The sequence below is a fragment of the Nocardiopsis quinghaiensis genome (assembly GCF_008638365.1).
Classification (GTDB): Bacteria; Actinomycetota; Actinomycetes; order Streptosporangiales; family Streptosporangiaceae; genus Nocardiopsis; species Nocardiopsis quinghaiensis.
This window is the reverse complement of record NZ_VWVU01000007.1, coordinates 63,229-80,496: the sequence shown is the minus strand read 5'-3', so window position 1 is coordinate 80,496 and position 17,268 is coordinate 63,229. Positions and strand designations below refer to the sequence as shown.

General features: G+C 71.2%; 14 protein-coding genes. 11 read left to right on the top strand and 3 right to left on the bottom strand.

The genetic code is table 11. From position 1 onward, the window contains the following. Nucleotides 1-360: 360 nt before the first annotated feature. From FYX01_RS15765 to FYX01_RS15750, 4 genes are all read left to right on the top strand, one after another. Nucleotides 361-1,158, top strand: coding sequence for a hydroxypyruvate isomerase family protein (locus FYX01_RS15765; protein ID WP_150242044.1), 798 nt, complete (start codon nt 361-363; stop codon nt 1,156-1,158). A gap of 169 nt (nt 1,159-1,327) precedes the next feature. Beyond that, complete coding sequence (locus FYX01_RS15760; protein ID WP_150242042.1) at nt 1,328-2,209, top strand: 2-hydroxy-3-oxopropionate reductase; 882 nt, start codon at nt 1,328-1,330, stop codon at nt 2,207-2,209. A gap of 256 nt (nt 2,210-2,465) precedes the next feature. After that, complete coding sequence (gcl, locus tag FYX01_RS15755; RefSeq protein WP_150242040.1) at nt 2,466-4,181, top strand: glyoxylate carboligase; 1,716 nt, start codon at nt 2,466-2,468, stop codon at nt 4,179-4,181. Between the two features lie 225 nt (nt 4,182-4,406). Continuing rightward, on the top strand, nt 4,407-4,757 hold the full coding sequence (locus FYX01_RS15750) for a hypothetical protein (protein ID WP_150242038.1): 351 nt from the start codon (nt 4,407-4,409) through the stop codon (nt 4,755-4,757). Nucleotides 4,758-4,802: 45 nt separating this feature from the next. Here FYX01_RS15750 and FYX01_RS15745 read toward each other — a convergent pair whose 3' ends face one another. Continuing rightward, a complete protein-coding gene (locus FYX01_RS15745; protein ID WP_394350473.1) occupies nt 4,803-6,062 on the bottom strand; it encodes a M14 family metallopeptidase in 1,260 nt (419 codons plus the stop codon). 389 nt (nt 6,063-6,451) lie between these two features. Here FYX01_RS15745 and FYX01_RS15740 point away from each other — a divergent pair, with 389 nt between their 5' ends. From FYX01_RS15740 to FYX01_RS15730, 3 genes are all read left to right on the top strand, one after another. Next, nucleotides 6,452-7,516, top strand: coding sequence for an alkene reductase (locus FYX01_RS15740; RefSeq protein ID WP_150242034.1), 1,065 nt, complete (start codon nt 6,452-6,454; stop codon nt 7,514-7,516). 452 nt (nt 7,517-7,968) lie between these two features. After that, nucleotides 7,969-9,639 carry a 2-isopropylmalate synthase gene (gene leuA / locus FYX01_RS15735; RefSeq protein ID WP_150242032.1) on the top strand — a complete coding sequence of 557 codons (1,671 nt, stop codon included), beginning with the start codon at nt 7,969-7,971 and terminating at the stop codon, nt 9,637-9,639. A gap of 132 nt (nt 9,640-9,771) precedes the next feature. Continuing rightward, nucleotides 9,772-11,955, top strand: coding sequence for a TerD family protein (locus FYX01_RS15730; protein ID WP_150242030.1), 2,184 nt, complete (start codon nt 9,772-9,774; stop codon nt 11,953-11,955). Between the two features lie 382 nt (nt 11,956-12,337). Here the strand turns inward: FYX01_RS15730 and FYX01_RS15725 are convergent, their stop codons facing one another. Next, entirely contained in the window at nt 12,338-13,213 is an 876-nt protein-coding gene (locus FYX01_RS15725) for a CAP domain-containing protein (RefSeq protein WP_150242028.1), read from the bottom strand. Nucleotides 13,214-13,536: 323 nt separating this feature from the next. Between FYX01_RS15725 and recO the strand changes: the two genes are divergently transcribed. The 4 genes from recO (at nt 13,537) to FYX01_RS15705 (ending at nt 16,784) form a co-directional block, all read left to right on the top strand. Then, nucleotides 13,537-14,268 carry a DNA repair protein RecO gene (recO, locus tag FYX01_RS15720; protein ID WP_150242025.1) on the top strand — a complete coding sequence of 244 codons (732 nt, stop codon included), beginning with the start codon at nt 13,537-13,539 and terminating at the stop codon, nt 14,266-14,268. Next, the gene (locus FYX01_RS15715) at nt 14,265-15,080 is read left to right on the top strand and encodes an isoprenyl transferase (RefSeq protein ID WP_150242023.1); all 816 of its coding nucleotides are present in this window, start codon (nt 14,265-14,267) and stop codon (nt 15,078-15,080) included. The genes recO and FYX01_RS15715 overlap by 4 nt, the downstream gene beginning before the upstream one ends. Before the next feature lie 35 nt (nt 15,081-15,115). Then, entirely contained in the window at nt 15,116-15,877 is a 762-nt protein-coding gene (locus FYX01_RS15710; RefSeq protein ID WP_150242322.1) for an SGNH/GDSL hydrolase family protein, read from the top strand. Nucleotides 15,878-15,965: 88 nt separating this feature from the next. Then, on the top strand, nt 15,966-16,784 hold the full coding sequence (locus tag FYX01_RS15705) for an SGNH/GDSL hydrolase family protein (protein ID WP_150242021.1): 819 nt from the start codon (nt 15,966-15,968) through the stop codon (nt 16,782-16,784). Between the two features lie 112 nt (nt 16,785-16,896). Here the strand turns inward: FYX01_RS15705 and FYX01_RS15700 are convergent, their stop codons facing one another. Beyond that, nucleotides 16,897-17,268: a Fur family transcriptional regulator gene (locus FYX01_RS15700; RefSeq protein ID WP_150242019.1), complete on the bottom strand. Its 372-nt coding sequence runs from the start codon at nt 17,266-17,268 to the stop codon at nt 16,897-16,899.

The window sequence follows — 17,268 nt, the reverse complement described above, 5'->3', positions numbered from 1 at the left end:
CGGTCCTCAGCCCGTGGGCTCCGTGGAACGCGCTCCGAGAATTTCGTAGTGCAGACAAATAATTCCGTATTGCGGATTGCAGGGACTCTAGTTGATAGCAGTGTGACCCTGTCAACACCCTCGGCGCAATCGTCTGGAAGCGAGGAGATGCGTGTCATCGCGCCAGGAAGATCCGTACGTCCGCACCAAGGGCGAGGGGCTCGCGGCGTCCGCCGGAGGGCGTCCGTGGGGCGGGCGTCGGCGCGGGTGGCGTCCCCCCGGGGGGTGGTTGACAAGCGGGGGCGGCCACCGCACACTTCAATCATTCCTTAAAGCGAAAACTACTTTCCACATGGTGAAAGTATAAGCTGGAGGCAAGGTATGAGCCACACCCTCGGGTACACGGTGAACTGCTCCCTGCTGTTCACCGAACTCCCGCTCCACGAGCGGCCCCGGGCCGCGCGTGAGGCGGGCTTCGACGCCGTCGAGTTCTGGTGGCCGTTCGAGAGCCCGACCCCGCCCCAGGACGAGGTCGACGCCTTCGTCAAGGCCCTGGACAGGGCCGGAGTCCGCCTCACCGGCCTCAACTTCTTCGCGGGGGTGCTCCCCGGCCCCGACCGGGGCGTACTCTCACACCCCTGGCGCAGCGCGGAGTTCCAAGCCAACATCGACGTCGTGGTGCGCATCGCCGAGCGCACGGGCGCCACCGGGTTCAACGCCCTCTACGGACTGCGCCAGCCCGGGACCGACCCCGCCGAACAGGACCGGACCGCGCTGGAGAACACCCTCGCGGCCGCCCGGGCCGTGGCCGGGGTCGGCGGCACCGTGCTCATCGAGCCCATCAGCGGTGCCGAGGGCTACCCGTTCACGACCGCCGCGGACGGACTCGCGTTCGTGGCCCGGGCCGGGGAGGCCGGAGCCGACAACGTCGCCCTGCTCGCGGACCTGTACCACCTCGTGGTCAACGGCGACGACGCCGCCGCCGTGGTCCGCGGCCACGCCGCCGAGTTCGGGCACATGCAGATCGCCGACAGCCCCGGGCGCGGGGAACCCGGCAGCGGGCGGCTGCCGATCCACGACCTCCTCACAGCCGCCCAGGCCGCGGGCTACGACGGCCTCGTCGGCCTGGAGTACAAACCGACCGTCCCCAGCGAGAAGAGCTTCGGCTGGCTGGACTGAGCATCCGGAGCACCCCGCCCGCGCCGTGACGGAGCCGTCCGGCACGGACCGGCCGAGTGGCACCGGGCAGCCGCACGAGCACCGGCCGCGCGGTACCGCACAGCCACACGAGCACCAGCCACGCAGCATGCGAACACCCACACGAGCACCAGCCACGAAGGGGGCCAACGTGCCCGTCAAGAAGATCGCCTTCATCGGTCTCGGCATCATGGGCCTGCCCATGGCCGTCAACCTCGTCCGCGCCGGCTACACCGTCACCGGCCACAACCTCACCGACGACCGCGTCGCCGCCCTGGTGGCCGAGGGCGGACTGCGCGGGGGGAGCGTCGCCGGGGCCGTCGCCGACGCCGACGCCGTCATCACCATGGTCCCGGACTCCCCGGACGTGCGGGAGGCCATGCTCGGCGAGGGCGGCGTCTACGACAACGCCAAGCCCGGCACCCTGGTCATCGACATGAGCACCATCCGACCGGACGTCGCCCGGGAGGTCGCCGAGGCCGGGACCGCGCGCGGCCTGCGGGTCCTGGACGCTCCCGTCAGCGGCGGTGAGGCCGGTGCCGTCGAGGCCAAGCTCTCCATCATGGTCGGCGGGAACCAGGACGACTTCGAGGCGGCCCGACCCGTCTTCGACGTCCTGGGCAGCACCCCCGTCCTGGTCGGCCCGAGCGGTTCCGGCCAGACGGTCAAGGCCGCCAACCAGCTCATCGTCGCGGGCAACATCCAGCTCCTGGCCGAGGCCCTGGTCTTCCTGGAGGCGCACGGAGTGGACACCGAGTCCGGCCTGGAGGTCCTGGGCGGCGGGCTCGCGGGCAGCACCGTGCTCCAGCGCAAGGGCAGGGCCATGCGCGAGCGCGACTTCTCCCCGGGCTTCCGCATCGCCCTGCACGACAAGGACATGCGCATCGTCACCGACTCCGCGCACGCCGCCGGGATCGCGATCCCGCTCGGTGCGCAGGTGGCGCAGTACGTCGCCGCGCTGAAGGCCCAGGGCCACGGCTCGCTCGACCACTCCGCGCTGCTGAGGATCGTCGAGCAGCTCTCCGGCCGGTAGCGGCCCCGTCCCGCGCGGTTCCCCTTTGCACGGTCCCGCTCCGGCGTCCCCGGTGTTGGCCGCACCCGGGACACCGTCGGCGCGGCCGTCCGGCCCACAACACCCCTAGCACTGCTTTCCCTCCGGGGCTCCGCCTCGCCGTCCTCCGTGTCCGTGCGTCCCGAAGGCGCCGCAGGTTCCCGCCCTCGGGCGCCCGGACCACGTCCCGGGGCCGGGCGAGCGTCCAGGAGCCCCAGTACCGAAGGGTTCACTTCCCATGCCACAGATGCCCGCGATGAACGCGGTCGTGGAGGTCCTCAAGAACGAGGGCGTCGACACCGCCTTCGGCTGTCCCGGAGCAGCCATCCTGCCGCTCTACAAGGCGATGGAGCAGGTCGGCGGTATCGAGCACCTGACCGTCCGCCACGAGGAGGGCGCCACCCACATGGCCGACGGCTGGTCCCGCACCACCGGCAAGGTCGGTGTGGCCATCGGCACCTCCGGTCCCGCCGGGACCAACATGATCACCGGCCTGTACACGGCCATCGCGGACTCCGTCCCGATCGTGTGCATCACCGGCCAGCAGCGCACCGACCTGCTGGACAAGGAGGGCTTCCAGGCGGTCGACATCGTCGAGATCGCCAAGCCCGTCACCAAGTGGGCCGTCCAGATCAAGGAGGCCGCCACCGCGCCCTGGATCTTCCGGGAGGCGTTCCGCGTCGCGCGGCAGGGCCGCCCCGGCCCGGTGCTGGTGGACATCCCGCTGGACGTCGCCCAGCAGGTGATCGACTACGACCCCACCATCGACGCCCCGCTGAGGGTCAACACGGTCGAGCCGCACCTTCCGCGGGTCGAGCGCGCGCTGGACATGCTGCTGGAGGCCGAGCGTCCGCTGATCCTCTCCGGGGGCGGCGTGATCCTGGCCGAGGCGTCCGAGGAGCTGCGTGAGCTGGCCGAGCACCTCCAGGTGCCGGTACAGGTCACGCTCATGGGCAAGGGCTCCTTCGACGAGGACTCGCCCCTGTACTCCGGTATGACCGGCGTGCAGACCTCCCAGCGCTACGGCAACGCCTCCTTCCTGGAGTCGGACCTGGTCCTGGCCGTGGGCGCGAGGTTCGCCGACCGCCACACCGGCCAGATCGACGTCTACCGGGGCGAGCGCAGGTTCGTCCACGTCGACATCGAGGCCACCCAACTCGGCCGGGTCTTCGAACCCGACCTGGGGGTGGTCTCCGACGCCAGGGTGTTCCTCCGCGAGCTGCTGGCCGCGGCCAGGCGCCGCGGCGTCACGGCGGAGGTGCGGCCCTGGATCGACCGGATCGGCGAGCTCAGGTCCACCCTGACCCGCCGGGAGGACTTCGACACGGTCCCGGTCAAGGCCCCGCGCGTCTACAAGGAGATCAACGAGGTCTTCGACGAGGACACCTACTTCGTCACCGCGATCGGCCTCTACCAGATCTGGGGCGGCCAGCACCAGAAGGCGCACAAGCCGCGCCACTACCAGATCTGCGGCCAGGCGGGCCCGCTCGGCTGGGAGATCCCCGCCGCCATCGGGGTCAAGAAGGCGCTGAAGGGCACCGATCCGGACGCCGAGGTCGTGGGGATCGTCGGCGACTACGGTTTCCAGTACATGGTCGAGGAACTGGCCGTGGCCGCCCAGTACGACGTCCCCTACGTGATCATCATGCTCAACAACGAGTACCTGGGCCTGATCCGCCAGGCCTCGGTCCCGTTCGACATGAACTACCAGGTGGACATCCACTACGACGAGTACGGCACCGACAACGTCAAGCTGATGGAGGCCTACGGCTGCTCCGGACGCCGCGTGTGGGAGCCCGGGCAGATCCGCGAGTCCCTGGAGTGGGCCCGCAAGCAGGCCCAGGCCACCTCGCGGCCGGTGCTCGTCGAGATCATGATCGAGCGCGAGGCCAACACCCCGCACGGTCCCGCGATCGACGCGGTGAAGGAGTTCGAGCCGGTCCCCGGCGCCTGACCCCCTCGCCGAGGGGCCCGGACGGGAGGCGGCCGTCTCCCGTCCGGGCCCGCGGGCCCGGACGGACGCCCCGTTACGGGGTTGTGTCCGGAGTGTGTCGTGACGTGCGTTTTCTCCAGCTCGGACCTGGGGAAACGTGGAAAACACGTGGACGACGGGACCGCCGTGTCAGGAAACGGGCGAATGCAACGGATCCGTCGTCGGCACTCTCGGAAGTTGGGAAGCATGTTCCCCCACGCGCGTTTCCTCTCCGCGGCCGCGGCCGCGGCCGCCGCGCTCACCCTAGCCGCCTGTTCCCCCGAGGGCGGATCGGAGGAGGAGTTCCAGCAACTGCTGGTGGAGAACGGGCTCCCCGGTGAGGAGTTCAGGATCACTCCACCGGACTCCCAGGGGTTCTGGTGGGCCACCTACGAGGCCAGCGAGGACTGCCAGCTGCAGTTCAAGTGGAACGGGGAGGACCCCGTCATGCTCTACGGCGCCCAGACGGACGGCTACCTCCAGGAGGCCCCGGAGGAGACCTACGTGGAGGACTTCGGCGCCGACGACGTCCAGCAGGCCTGCGAAGGGAAGTTCTGACCGGTGCCGGCCCCGGGCCGCGCGCCCGGGGCCGGCACCTGCGGGTCAGCCGCAGTGGGCCGCCTCCGCGCCGATGATCCGATACGGGCAGTCCGCGTAGTCGAGCAGGCGCAGCACGGCCTCCTCGTTGCGCGCGGTCTCGCGTTCGATCACCGACGAGGGCGGGTAGAAGCCGCCCGCCCACGCGCTGCGCGGGTACATCTCATAGGTGAAGTTGACGATGCGCTGGTCGCCCCACAGCCAGTCGTTGATCGACCCGTCGGTGACGTAGAGGTCGCTGGACTGCTGGGGCGTGTAGCCGTTGGCGTCGGCCATGTGCTCGCCCAGCGCCGCGTGGGTCTCGTACTCCTCCCGGGTCATGCCCCCGGTGACGTCGGAGTAGGTGTGGCCGAACGGCCACAGGATGAGTTCGCTGTAGGTGTGGAAGTCGATGGCGGTGGTGATCTGCTGCTCGCCGCCGACGACCCGGCCGCGCACGAAGTCGGCGATCACGCGCACCTCGGTCGCGGACTCGGGGGCCGAACCCCGGTAGGTGATGCCGCTCGGGTTGCCCGAGGAGCCGCCGCAGCAGCCCCACATGTAGTCCCAGTTGCGGTTGAGGTCGGTGCCGAGGGCGGAGGAACCCCGGTTGGGCTGGCGGTTCTTGCGCCAGTTCCGCCAGTCGGTGCCCGACATGTCGTACTCGCTGCCGTCGGGGTTGACGTTGGGCAGGATCCAGATCTCGCGGCTGTCGACCAGGTCGGTGATCCGCGGATCGCTGCCGTACCCGTCGGTGAGCAGGTGCATCAGGTGGACGGCCATCTCCACGGTGAGGTGCTCGCGCGCGTGCTGGGCGTGGACGAAGAGGACCTCGGGCTCGTCCTCGTCCGCGTTCGCGTTGTCACTGATCCTGACCGCGACCAGGTCGCGTCCCTCGTGGGACCGTCCGATGACCGACTTCGTCGCGATACCGGGGTTCTCGGCCACCACCTGGTCGACGACGCCGAGCAGTTCCGCGTAGGTGGTGTAGCCGGGGTCGGGGCTGGCGAGGGGGACCGGCGGATCGAACTCATCGACGCCGTAGCCGAGCCGGCCGATCTCCGCGGCGTCGTCGGGAGTCGCGGTGACCAGGACCGAGTCGTCACCGACCTGGTCGATGGCGGCGCCGGTGGCGGCGATCTCCGTGCGGTCCTGGGCGGTGAGGGCGCCGTGGACCTCGTAGAGGTCATAGGCCGGTTCGGCGGCGGCGCCTGCGGCCAGGGTGCCCAGGAGCAGGGCGCCGACGGCCACGGGAACGAGGGTTCTTCGAAGGGGGCTGATTGCCACGATGCCTCCGTGAGCGGGGGTGAGGCGTCGGATACGTGGCGTTATTGCAAAAGAAAGCCATGCGTTCTGTCAATATGGCTAACTTTCTGTCACATACGTGGCGAACTGACTTGTTTAACCCCCGGGGCAGGTGAAGCCCGCTTCGCGTCCGCGCACACAGGCGCACCCCGTGGCCGGATCCGGCCACGGGGAGCCCGGGGCGGATCGGACCCGCTGGAGCTTCTGTCCGGTGACGCCGGCGACGGTCTCGGAGCCCCCGTCGCCGTGCGGCGGGGACGGTCCGTTCCCCGGGCGGACGGCACCCGGCGAGGAGGCGGACGACACCCCCTCCTAACGTGAGGGCGTCCCCGAGGGCACGGCCCTCACGCACCCAGATCCACGGAGCCTTCATGAGCGACCTGTTCGATCCCGTCGGGATCGGCCGGATGCAGCTGCCCAACCGCCTGTTCATGGCACCGATGACCCGTTCGCGCTCCCGTGGCGGCAGCCCGGGCGACCTGGTCGTCGAGTACTACGCCCAGCGCGCCTCGGCCGGACTGATCATCACCGAGGGGGTCCAGCCCAGCGTCCGCGGCCAGGGCTACATCCACACCCCGGGCCTGCACAGCGCCGAGCAGGTCGAGGCGTGGAAGCGCGTCACCGGCGCCGTCCACGAGGGAGGAGGCCGTATCTTCGCGCAGATCATGCACGCGGGCCGGATCGGCCACCCCGTCCTCTACCCCGACGGCGGCCTGCCGGTCGGACCGTCCGCCGTCCGCTCGGGCGCGTCCCTGTTCGACGGCGAGAAGATGCTTCCGCACCCGGTGCCGCGCGAGATGACCGCCTCCGACATCGCCGAGGCCCTGGACGACTTCGCCTCCGCCTCCCGGAACGCGGTCGCCGCCGGGTTCGACGGAGTGGAGGTGCACGGCGCCAACGGCTACCTCATCCAGCAGTTCCTCGCCGACGGCAGCAACCGGCGCACCGACGCCTACGGCGGCAGCGCCGAGAACAGGGCCCGCTTCGCGGTGGAGGCCGTGGACGCCGTCGCCGACACCATCGGCGCCGACCGCACGGGCCTGCGCGTCTCCCCGGGCACCGCCTTCAACGGCATCAGCGAGAACGACCCCCTGGAGCAGTACCTCGCCCTGCTCGACGGGCTGCGGCACCGCTCCTCCGACCTGGCCTACCTGCACCTGACCGAATCGGGCTCGGCCGAGTACACCCAGCGGCTGCGCAAGGAGTGGGCGGGCGCGTTCGTGCTCAACACCGCCTCCGGAACCGACCTCGGCCCCGTCACCGCGGCCCTGGCCGAGGAGCGTGCGGACGCCGTCGCCGTGGCCGCCGCCTGGCTCGCCAACCCCGACCTCCCCGACCGGATCCGGGCGGGAGGGCCCTTCAACGCGCCCGACCGGGCCACCTACTACGGCGGCGACCACCGGGGCTACACCGACTACCCGCGTCTGGAGGGCTGAGCCCGCGCGGACGAGAAATCCCGCCGACGGTACCGGCACGGCCACCAGCGCGCTGTGCGGCGCGCCCGGTGGCGGCCTCGGGTGTTGGCCGCACCCTGGGTCCCGTCGGCGGGATCTGCAACAACCCCCCTAGCACTGAAGGGTTCACTGGAAATGGTACAGACCTGTCGAGGGTCTCTCGAAATCGAGGTACCCGTAGTGGCGCGGCCCACGGCGCCTCGCCCCGCCACTCGGAGAGTTCCCAGGTCAGGTGATGTGCGTCCCATTATGCGGACGCGAGGTACCAGGATCTCGTGCCGGTCTGCTAACGTTGCGGTCACTATGCTGCGCGAGCTGCTTCTCCTTAGCGGCCGCGGCGGGGGTCGTTAAAAGGTCGGCTCCCTCGCCGCGGGACTTCGGCTTGCCCTGGTCGACCGTGACCACGCGCCAGAACCACCCGAGGAGCCACCGATATGGTGCCGCAGCAGAAGCCCAGCCCCATGCCCTTCCACCGCTACGCGCCCTTCGCGCCGGTGGACCTGCCTGACCGCACCTGGCCGGCGAAGACCATCACCGAGGCGCCGCGCTGGCTGTCCACGGACCTGCGCGACGGCAACCAGGCGCTGATCGAGCCCATGGACCCCGCCCGCAAGCACGAGATGTTCGAGCTGCTGGTCCGGATGGGCTACAAGGAGATCGAGGTCGGCTTCCCCTCCGCCAGCCAGACCGACTTCGACTTCGTCCGGTCCCTGGTCGAGGGGGACCTGATCCCCGACGACGTGCAGATCTCGGTGCTGACCCAGGCCCGCGAGGACCTGATCGAGCGCACCGTGCAGAGCCTGGTCGGGGCCAAGCGCGCCACGGTGCACCTGTACAACGCCACCGCGCCCACCTTCCGCCGCGTCGTCTTCCGGGTGGACCGCGAGGCCTGCAAGGCGATCGCCGTCGAGGGCACCCGGCACGTCATGCGCTTCGCCGAGCAGTACCTGGAGGGAACCGAGTACTTCGGCTACGAGTACTCGCCCGAGATCTTCATCGACACCGAGCCGGACTTCGCCCTGGAGGTCTGCGAGGCCGTCATGGACGTCTGGCGGCCCGGTCCGGGCCGCGAGATCATCCTGAACCTGCCCGCCACCGTCGAGCGCTCCACGCCCAACGTCTACGCCGACCAGATCGAGTGGATGAGCCGCAACCTGTCGCGGCGCGAGCACGTGGTCCTGTCGGTACACCCGCACAACGACCGCGGCACCGGCGTGGCCTCGGCCGAACTGGCCGTCATGGCCGGGGCCGACCGCGTCGAGGGCTGCCTGTTCGGGCACGGGGAGCGCACCGGCAACGTCTGCCTGGTCACCCTGGGCATGAACCTGTTCAGCCAGGGCGTGGACCCCATGATCGACTTCTCCGACATCGACGAGATCCGCCGCAGCGTCGAGCACTGCACCCAGCTGCCGGTCGCCCCGCGCCACCCCTACGGCGGCGACCTGGTCTACACCGCCTTCTCCGGCTCCCACCAGGACGCCATCAAGAAGGGCTTCGCCGCCCAGGAGGAGGAAGCCGCCTGGGACGTGCCCTACCTGCCCATCGACCCCAAGGACGTGGGCCGCAACTACGAGGCGGTCATCCGGGTCAACAGCCAGTCGGGCAAGGGCGGCGTCTCCTACATCATGCAGCGCGACCACGCGCTGGACCTGCCGCGCCGCCTGCAGATCGAGTTCTCACAGGTCATCCAGAAGTTCACCGACGCCGAGGGCGGCGAGTTCGCCGCCGAGCGCATCTGGGAGATCTTCTCCACGACCTACCTGTCCGACGGCGGCCCGGTCGCGGTGCTGGCGCACCGCTCCTCCACCGACGGCGACGGCACGTACCGGATCGAGGCCGACGCCCGCGTCAACGGCGAGATCCGCGAGCTGGCCGGTACCGGCAACGGTCCGATCTCCGCGTTCTGCGACGCCCTGGCCGACGTGGACGTCAAGGTCCGCGTCATGGACTACGTGGAGCACTCCATGGGCGGGGACGGCGACGCCCGCGCCGCCGCCTACGTGGAGGCCGACATCGACGGCAACGTGGTGTGGGGCGTGGGCATCCACAGCAGCATCACCACGGCCTCGCTGAAGGCCCTGTGCAGCGCCATCGGCCGCGTCTGAGCACCCGCTCACACGCCCGTGGGGCCCGTGGGGCCCGTGACCGCTGCCGGTCACGGGCCCCACGGGCGTCATGCCTCCCGAACCGCCCGCCCCCGGAAAACGCGTAGCGGACACCGCTGCCGAAGTGCGACGATGCTGCGCATGCTGCACTCGGAGATCGTCAAGCGGACCCTGCGCGTCCCGGAGCCGGCCGGAGAACTCGGCGACGGCACCTCCATGGCGCGCCGGTTCGACGCCGCCCTGCTCACCGCGGGCTTCACCTGCTCCGCGGACCTGCTGCGGCACCTGTCCGGACTCCGGCCCGAGGACGTCCTGGCGGCGGTCGGACCCGTGCTGTCGGCCGTCCGCGCGGCGGTCGGCGACCACGTGCGGCACAACGTCTACTTCCTCGACTTCCCGGCGAACGTGCCGGACACGTCCCGGTTCTGGCTGGAGTGCCTGGCCGACGCTCTCGCAGACCCCGGCGTCAAGGCGGAGACCGTCCTCACGGTCGGCGGCGTCGACCTGCTGGGGCTGCCCCGGTACGGCCGCTACCAGCACGGCTTCGGCGCGCTGCTGGAGGCCCACGAGTCCTTCGTGGAGGGTGCCAAGGACCGCGTCAGCGTGCTGCACCTGGGGCGCCCCCTGGCGGAGGAGGCGCACGCCCTGTACCTGGACCTGGCGGCGAGTCCGCTGCCGCTCAGCGAGGACGACCTCGTCCTGCTGGAGCTGCTGGCCGCCGAGTGCGCCGGGGCGGAGCAGCCCGAGCGCATCCCGGTCCGGGAGAACCGCGCCGTCGTCAACCGCGCCCGGATGAGCGAGGGCCGCGCCCCGCTCGCGGACACCGTCACCGACGTCCTCCGCCTGGCCTGCGCACTCTCCGACGGAGACGTCACCCTGGACGGGCCCACCCGGTTCCGGTCCTTCCGTCGGAGCGAGCGCCGCGCCCTGATGACCGCGCTGGAGGGCGTGGTGGGGAACAGCCGGGCCAAGCTCGGCGACGTGGCCCGGTACCGGGAGCCGTTCAAGCGGCTCGGCGAGCGCCTGCACCCCCACGAGTACCCGCGGCTGGAGTACGCGCGCGAGGTGTTCGCGGTGGCGCGCGGGCAGAGCCGGGTGCGCGGCTTCGACGCGCGGGTGGAGGCGGCCTTCGCCGACGGTGACACCGGCCGGGTGGTCGACCTGCTGGCCACCGCGCCCGGGATGCTCGTCCGGAGCCTCGACCGGGTCCTGAGCCAGGCCTCGGAAGAGGAGGCGGAGCGGGTCGCGGGAACGGTGGACGTCCGCGCCGACCAGGTCGCTCCGCGCGTCCTGGTGTCGGCGCGCGAGCACCTGGCCTCCCGCCGGCGGCCGGGTGTGGCCCGGATGTTCGTCAACCAGCGGGCCCGCGCCTGGGTCGAGCCCGAGAGGCGCGAGCCGCTGCCCGCCGACCGGGTCGATCCCGTGGTGGGGGCACTGGACCGGGCCATCGCCCGGCGCCTGCCCCGCTTCGACCGGGTGCTGGTGGACGAGGCCGTGCGCACGGTCGCGGTGCCGCGCTCGGGCAAGGGTGTGGCCGGGGGCGTGGGCGTGCTTCCGAGGGGATCGGCCATGCCGGTCACCGGTGACCGGCTGCGCTTCTTCGTCCACTGGCGCCAGCAGGAGCTCCGCACCGACCTCGACCTGTCGGTGCAGATGCTCGACGCCGACTTCGCCTCGGCCGGGCAGGTGTCCTGGACCCGTCTGGGGGGCGGGGGCGCGGTGCACTCGGGTGACATCGTGGAGGCACCCGAGGGTGCCACCGAGATGATCGATCTGAGCCTGGCCACGATGGACCCCCAGGTGAGGCACGTGGTGCCGCAGGTGCTGGTGTACGCCGGTGAGGGCTTCATGGAGCTGGCCGAGAGCTTCTTCGGCTTCATGACCCGCGACGGCGAGCAGGAGGGCATGCCGTTCGAGCCGAGGACCGTGCGGGCCAAGTCCGGTCTGCGCGGGGCGGCGCGGGTCGCGCTCCCGCTGGTGTTCTCCCGCGGTGAGGACGACCGGTGGACCGCGCGGTGGCTGCACCTGTTCATGACGGGTCGGCTGGCGTTCAACCAGGTGGAGGATACCGGGGTGTCCGCGGGTCTGCTGGCCCGGGCACTGGTGGAGCGCGACGCCGTCACCGTGGGCGACCTGCTCACGATGACGGCGCGGGCCGGTGCCCTGGTGGCGCCGTTCGACGCCGAGGAGGCGGCGCGGGAGGCGGTGCCCGAGGGGGAGCGCTGGGCCTACGTCGGTCTGGAGCGCCCGGACGGGCTGCCGGAGGGGGCCGAGGTGTTCACCGCGCGGGAGCTGGGCACGCTCCTGCCGGACTGACCGGCCCGGCCGCCGTACCCGAGGAGAAACCGGGTGCGGGGCCGGGGCCGCTGGGCTAGTATCCGTGGTGGTGAGGCCATGTGAGGGCTTCCTCCTCCAACGGACCCGGTATCCGCGTGGCGGGCCGGGCCAGTCCTCACGCTTCCCTCACCGCGGGGACCAGGGCGGCCATGCGGCGGCTTCCTTCTGGGGTTCGACTCCCTTTTCTCACTGGTATTAGCCGTCGCGCCCTCCGCCCACCGTCCGAGGCCATGCCGGGGCTTCCTTCTCACCCTCGACGAGGGTTCCACTGTTAACGGTTCCAGTCCCGGCGCTCTCCTCGACGGTGCGGGCGGGGCCCCACCCGACCCGGGCGGGGCCCCGCTCCTCGTTCCGCGTAGGGCTACTCCCAGCCGAACTTCTGGGTCCAGGCGTTGCCGGACTCGCCGACCCCGATCGAGACCAGGCCGCAGTTGAGGATGTTCCTGCGGTGCCCCTCGCTGTTCATCCAGGCGTCCATCACCTGCTCGGGACTGGTCTGCCCCTTGGCGACGTTCTCCGCGCCCCAGGCGTCGTAGCCGTGGCGGCGAGCACGGTCCCCGGGACCCTCGCCCTCGGGGTTCTCGTGGCTCATGTAGTCGCGCCGGTCCATGTCCTCGCTGTGCTCCTGGGCGGCGGCGGTCAGCTGGGAGTCCACACTCAGCGGGCCGCAGCCCGCTTCCGCGCGCTCGTTGTTGACCAGCGTCACGACCCGGCCGACCGCCGAACCGGCGGAAACACCGCCGCCACCGCCGCCACCGCCGCCGTTTCCTCCGCCGCTGCCGTTTCCGCCGCCTCCGCCATTGCCGCCGGAACCGCCCGCGCCGTCGTCTGATGCGTCCGCCTGGTCGCCTTCGGTCTCCTGGTCGTCGGAGTCCTGCGGGATCGAGGAGGCCGTCACATCCGCGCTCTGCGGTTCGCTGTCGCCTGAGGGCGCCGGATTCCGCTCCGGCGACGTGGAGGGCGCGGCGAAGAAGTCGTCCTCCTCGGACGCCTCCGGTACGAAGGAGTCGTCGGTGGCGGCCTCGCCCACCTGCCCCGCCGCCTGGCCGTCGGCCGTGTTGCGGAACGGGTTGAGTTCCTCGCCCGTCCCGGTGGCCAGCAGCGTGGCGGCCAGTACCAGGCCGACCGGGACCGCGGCCAGGGACACCGCGAGCGGTACCCGGCGCCGTCCCGTACGGCGGTCCGAGCGGTGCCCGCGAGCGCTCGTCCTGCGCCTGCCTCGACGACCACGCGCCATATCGCTCTCCTTGGGATGGGATCGTTCGGGCGCCCGCGGGCGGATACTGCCGTCCCGCGGTGGGAGGAGGGGTGTTCTCCCCTCGGCCCGTGCTGTTCGTGCCCGTGGCCACACGGGTGCCCGGTGGCCGGTGTCGGGAGCGCGCGTTGGCGCCGGAATGCCGCGGGGGAGGTGCGGCGGGTCCGACATGGGACGCCCTAGCGCGTGAGAGTAGAGCAAATGCCCCGAAAAGGGAAACTAAACTGTAACAAAGCTGGTCAAGGTGGGGTTTGCGGAGCCAACCGTCCGTACGGACGGTCCGCGGCATCCGCGACAATGGGGGAGTGAGTCTCTACCGCGACGAGGGCGTCGTCCTGCGCAACCAGAAACTGGGCGAGGCCGACCGCATCATCACCCTCCTGACCCGAAGAACCGGCCTGGTCCGCGCCGTCGGCAAGGGGGTGCGCCGCACCAAGTCCCGCTTCGGCGCCCGGCTGGAACCGTGCACCCACGTCGACCTGCAGCTGTACACCGGCCGGACCCTGGACGTCATCACGCAGGCCGAGACGGTGCGCTCCTACGGCGGGGCGGTCGTGGCCGACTACGCCCGCTACACCGCCGCGACCGCGATGCTGGAGACCGCCGAGAAGGTCGTCTCCGTGGAGAAGGACCCGGCGCTGCGCCAGTTCCTCCTGCTCATCGGCGCCCTGCGTACCCTGGGGGAGGGCGGCCACGACTCCCGGCTGGTCCTGGACGCCTACCTGCTCCGCTCGCTCGCCGTCGCCGGGTACGCCCCGTCGCTGGCCGAGTGCGCCCGCTGCGGCAGCAGGGGAGGACACCGCGCGTTCGCGGTCCACGCTGGCGGTATGGTCTGCTCCGTGTGCCGTCCCCACGGCTCCGTGCACCCTTCCCCGGACACGATCCGACTGATGTCGGCCCTGCTCGGAGGGGACTGGGCCGGTGCGGACGCCAGCGAGGGCAGGCACCGCTCCGAGTGCAGCGGGTTGGTCGCGGCCTACCTGCAGTGGCACCTGGAGAACGGAATCCGATCACTGCGCCACGTGGAGCGTTCTTGAGTCTGTTCAGCTTCGACAAAGGGCGGGAGTACACCGCACCCGTCCCGCACCCCAGCGGCGCGCGTCCCCCGGAACTGCCCGCCGCGCTGGTGCCCCGGCACGTGGCGGTGGTCATGGACGGCAACGGCCGTTGGGCCAAGGACCGCGGACTGGCGCGCACCGAGGGGCACAAGGCCGGTGAGTCCTCGCTCTTCGACGTGATCGAGGGCGCCCTGGAGATGGGCGTTCCCAACCTGTCCGCCTACGCCTTCTCCACCGAGAACTGGAAGCGGTCCCCCGACGAGGTGCGCTTCCTGCTGGGCTTCAACCGCGACACCATCCGCAGGCGCCGTGACGCTCTGCACGCGCGCGGGATCCGCGTCAAGTGGGCCGGGCGCGCGGGACGGCTGTGGAAGAGCGTCATCAGGGAGCTCCAGGACGCCGAGGAGATGACGAAGGACAACACCGGGCTCACCCTCCAGTTCTGCGTGAACTACGGCGGTCAGGCCGAGATCGTCGACGCCGCACGCGAGCTGGCCCGCAAGGCCGCGGCGGGGCTGATCTCCCCGGACAAGATCACCGAGAACAGCATCTCCCAGCACCTGTACGCCCCCGACGTTCCGCCCGTGGACCTGTTCGTGCGCTCCTCCGGCGAGCAGCGCACGTCCAACTTCCTCCTCTGGCAGTCCGCCTACGCCGAGTTCGTGTTCCTGGACACGCTCTGGCCCGACTTCGACCGCCGCGACCTGTGGCGGGCCTGTGAGATCTACGCGAGCCGGGACCGCCGCTACGGCGGCGCCGTCCCCAACCCCGTACCGGAGGAGAAGAAGTGAAGTCAGCGCAGGACGGTTCGGTGCTCAGGCCGGGGATGTCGCTCGTGTCGGTGGGGGACAGCTTCACCGAGGGTGTGGGCGACCCCTACCCGGGCCCGGGGGCGGCCTTTCGCGGCTGGGCGGACCGGCTGGCCGAGCACCTGGCCGACCACCTGGGCGAGGTCCGGTACGCGAACCTGGCGGTGCGCGGCAAGCTGATGCGCCAGATCGTCACCGACCAGGTCCCGCCCGCCCTGGCGATGTCCCCGGACCTGGTCACCCTGAGCGCGGGCGGCAACGACCTGCTGCGTCCGGGCGGCGACCCCGAGCGGATGGCCCGGATCCTGGACCACACGGTCGGGCGCCTGCGGGACGCGGGGAGCCAGGTCGTCCTGTTCACCGGCGTCAACGTCACCACGGGCTACATGCGCGGCACCATCGGCCTGTTCGCGCGCTACTACATGCACGTGCGCGCCATCGCCGACAAGCACGGCTGCTTCCTGGTGGACCAGTGGCCGATGAGAGTGCTCACCGACGCCCGCGCCTGGGACGAGGACCGGCTGCACATGTCCCCGGAGGGGCACCGCCGCCTGGCCCTGCGCGCGGCCGAGGTGCTGGGCGTGCCGGTGGCGGAGCGCTGGGACGAGTCGTGGCCCGCGCTGGAGCCGGTCCGCTGGACCCGGGCGCGCCGGGACGACCTGGTCTGGGTGAAGGAGTCGCTGGGCCCCTGGATCGGACGCCGCCTGACGGGGCGCTCCTCCGGGGACTCGGTCACGGCCAAGTACCCGGAGCTGACCAAGATCACCAAGGACCGCTGACCCTCCGGTGTGACGTGGCACCCAAAATCCGGGGAAGCGGCAACCTACTGTCGCGTAACCCGGCCTCGGGGCTGCATCATCGTTCACCATGAGCGGTTTTGGGACGGACGCGGCGCAGCAGGACATCATCTCCTACGTGGCCCTCGGTGACAGCTTCACCGAGGGCATGAGCGACCCCCACCCGGACAGCGACAGCGTGCCCAACGGCCGCTACCGGGGCTGGGCCGACCGGGTGGCCGAACACCTCGCGGACCACGTCGCCGAGGTGCGCTACGCCAACCTGGCCGTGCGCGGGAAGCTCATCGACCAGATCATCGCCGAGCAGGTCCCCCGGGCCGTCGAGCTCGCACCGGACCTGATCACGCTGTGCGCGGGCGGCAACGACATCATCCGTCCCGGCTGCGACCCCGACGCCGCGGCCGTGGCCTTCGCCGGAGCCGTGGAGGAGCTGAGCCGGACCGGAGCGCGCATCGTCGTGTTCACCGGGTTCGACACCAACTGGCAGCCGGTGATGCGCCACATGCGCGGCAGGATCGCCACCTACAACATGCACCTGCGGGCCATCGCCGACCGCTACGGCTGCGACGTGGTCGACGTGTGGAGCATGCGGATCCTCGACGACGCCCGTGCCTGGAGCTGGGACCGCCTGCACCTGTCCCCGGAGGGGCACCGCCGTATGGCCCTGCGCGTGTGCGAGGTGCTCGGGGTACCGGTGGAGGGCGACTGGAAGGAGCCGTGGCCGACGGCCCGGCCCCGCGACTGGCGGGAAGCGCGCCAGGAGGACCTGTACTGGGCCCGCGAGTTCCTGGTGCCGTGGATCGGACGCCGCCTCACCGGCCGCTCCTCGGGAGACAACGTGAGCCCCAAGCGTCCCAGCCTGGAGACGCTGCGCCTGCACCGCGACTAACAGCGGTACCACCAGCACCGTGACCGGGACCCCCGCCCGATGATCTTGCCCTTGGCGGCACTCTCGGCCGCCGACAGTGCCACTGGGAGCAAGACCATCGCCGGCGGACGCCCTACGAGCAGTCGGCGCAGGTGCCGAAGACCTCGACGGTGTGCGTCACGCCGCTGAAGCCGTGTTTGGCGCCCATCTCGGCGGCCCACTTCTCCACGGTCGGGCCCTCGATCTCCACGGCGGTCGCGCACACCCGGCACACGATGTGGTGGTGGTGGCTCTCGGTGTCGCACGCCCGGTAGACGGCCTCGCCGTCGTCGGTGCGCAGCACGTCCACCTCGCCGGAGTCGCTCAGTGCCTGCAGTGCCCGGTAGACGGTGGTCAGCCCGATCTTGGAACCCTCGGCGCGCAGGTCCGTGTACAGGTCCTGGGCACTGCGGAAACCGGAGTACCCGCTCAGAGCCTGGCGTACCGCTTCGCGTCGTGCACTCAT

What these genes read in the sequence shown, in the direction of transcription:
- FYX01_RS15765 (WP_150242044.1), top strand. Translation starts at nt 361, where the DNA reads ATGAGCCACACCCTCGGGTACACGGTGAACTGCTCCCTGCTGTTCACC.
- gcl (WP_150242040.1), top strand. Translation starts at nt 2,466, where the DNA reads ATGCCACAGATGCCCGCGATGAACGCGGTCGTGGAGGTCCTCAAGAAC.
- FYX01_RS15750 (WP_150242038.1), top strand. Translation starts at nt 4,407, where the DNA reads ATGTTCCCCCACGCGCGTTTCCTCTCCGCGGCCGCGGCCGCGGCCGCC.
- FYX01_RS15740 (WP_150242034.1), top strand. Translation starts at nt 6,452, where the DNA reads ATGAGCGACCTGTTCGATCCCGTCGGGATCGGCCGGATGCAGCTGCCC.
- leuA (WP_150242032.1), top strand. Translation starts at nt 7,969, where the DNA reads ATGGTGCCGCAGCAGAAGCCCAGCCCCATGCCCTTCCACCGCTACGCG.
- FYX01_RS15730 (WP_150242030.1), top strand. Translation starts at nt 9,772, where the DNA reads ATGCTGCGCATGCTGCACTCGGAGATCGTCAAGCGGACCCTGCGCGTC.
- FYX01_RS15725 (WP_150242028.1), bottom strand. Translation starts at nt 13,213, where the DNA reads ATGGCGCGTGGTCGTCGAGGCAGGCGCAGGACGAGCGCTCGCGGGCAC.
- FYX01_RS15710 (WP_150242322.1), top strand. Translation starts at nt 15,116, where the DNA reads ATGTCGCTCGTGTCGGTGGGGGACAGCTTCACCGAGGGTGTGGGCGAC.
- FYX01_RS15705 (WP_150242021.1), top strand. Translation starts at nt 15,966, where the DNA reads ATGAGCGGTTTTGGGACGGACGCGGCGCAGCAGGACATCATCTCCTAC.
- FYX01_RS15700 (WP_150242019.1), bottom strand. Translation starts at nt 17,268, where the DNA reads ATGAGTGCACGACGCGAAGCGGTACGCCAGGCTCTGAGCGGGTACTCC.